At 54.4% G+C, this 1,825-nt stretch carries 1 protein-coding gene; it reads right to left on the minus strand.

From position 1 onward, the window contains the following. Positions 1 to 141: 141 nt before the first annotated feature. Positions 142 to 1,317 carry an alpha/beta hydrolase gene (locus AB2B41_RS23200; protein ID WP_367880200.1) on the minus strand — a complete coding sequence of 392 codons (1,176 nt, stop codon included), beginning with the start codon at positions 1,315 to 1,317 and terminating at the stop codon, positions 142 to 144. Between the last annotated feature and the right edge of the window lie 508 nt (positions 1,318 to 1,825).

Genomic DNA, 1,825 nt, shown 5'->3' on the forward strand with positions numbered 1-1,825 from the left:
CGCCAGATCTCCCTTGCCTCAGGGCAAGTGAATCAGCCGATCACGCTTCGCTCAAGCAGAGTTTTTCAACAACATCCGGACTTAGCCGTCGTCGACGTTGCATTATTGAATAACCGCTTTCGCGAATGACAACGCTACCGTTCAATCGTCCAAGAAATCGAGTACGGCTTGCATCATGCGAGGCCATTCCGGTTGACCCGGGAGGGGGATTAGATTGGCCGTCTCCAAAATTACAAGCTCGGCATCGGGTATGTTGATTGCGAGCTTCCGGGCTTCCGATATGGGATGCACACCATCGTCTCTCGAATGGATAATCAGTGTTGGACATCTTACCTGCGCCAAGAAACCTGCAATGGAATCGGAGTTGCTGGCATCACGTATTCGCAAGGCTTGGTCCCGCGGGCAGGAAGCTGTTGTAATGCGCACATAGTCCATGACCGCGTCCAGTGGGCCTTCGGGGAAATAGGACATCATGTAGGCTGTAGTAAAAGCGCTTTCTTTGCTGCTCCAACCTTCGGCGAGCATAGCGCGAATTGCATCCGGCTCTGGTTCGGTGTGGCGTCGCATCCGACCATCAACGTACCCTCCCATGACAACAAGTCGCTTGACGCGTTCGGGAGCGCGCGCCGCAGCACGCACGCCGGGAAGAACCCCGCCGGAATGCGTTAGTATTGCGAATTGATCAAACCCTGCTGCGGTCGCCACAGCAAGAATGTCATCGGCCATTGCGTCAAAGTCCACGTCAATAGGCCCTGGCTCCGATAGACCTATACCTGCGGGGTCGAAACGTATCAGTGTATGCCGTTCGCCGACGCGATCAAAGAAAGGCCTGTCGACCTTTGCTTTCCATTCTTCTTCCAGATGCGTCAGGTTGTATCCGACCCGAACGATAGGTGAACCGCTTCCTGTGACAGCATAAGCAATTGAATGACCTCGGGCGTTTTTGGTGTAGCGGATTCTTTGGGTGATTTCGCTTGTTGCGGACGGCAGCTCGTCTGACGTTCGGCCATTCTTTGACACGTCAGTCGACATCTTTAGCCCACGCCGGGCCACTGTGCCGATCACGGCCTGACGCTTGCCATCATCGCCTACTGCTTTGCGCGCCGCCGCAATCCGAGCACTGATCGCACTTTCCGAAACAATCCGCCCACCCCAAACCACATCAACCATTTCGTCCCGTGTAACGACCCGATCAGCGTTCTCGACCAGCAGCAAAAGCAGGTCGAACACCTGTGGCTCGACGGCGACAGGGGTATCACCACGTGTCAGACTGCGCCGCGCGTCGTCAAGTGTGCAATCTGAAAAGCAGTATTCCATGGCTGCAACCTTACGATATCCTGCCTGTATGTCCCTTAGAAAACCTAAGGGATAACACAGGTTTTTCGAAAGGTTCTCATCAAGCGGAACTGGCGGTGATGCGCCACGTTAGGGGCATCAGCAAAGGAGACACACGATGATGCCCCTGACAAACCTTGACCTTCTCAAGCACCAGTCTGCAAAATACCAACTTCCCACTGTTCACGAGCGTGACGTCGCTCGGCTGCAGAAAAACGCGCGCCTTGCAGCATTGAAGCATAAGTTCTCGGCTATCCGGCGACTAGTTTTTCGATGCCAACACCAAAGCTCCGTACAGAGGAATGCAGTCAGGGGGCAAAAGCACTGCGCAAATGCTGCCGTTGCGTTTCTCGACTAAACTCCTGCTACAGGGCGATTCAGCGAAAGAATTGAGGTACGTCCTTTTGATGTAGCGCGGCTTTGTTGCACAAATCGGAGCGTGACGGCACTTCCCCTTTCCCCGGACGGATTTAGCCTACGACCTCAGTAA

Origin of the sequence: Sulfitobacter sediminis (assembly GCF_040811725.1) — a bacterium.
Taxonomy (GTDB): Bacteria; Pseudomonadota; Alphaproteobacteria; order Rhodobacterales; family Rhodobacteraceae; genus Sulfitobacter; species Sulfitobacter sediminis.

Coding starts and splice junctions, on each gene's coding strand:
- AB2B41_RS23200 (WP_367880200.1), bottom strand. CDS start 1,317: ATGGAATACTGCTTTTCAGATTGCACACTTGACGACGCGCGGCGCAGT.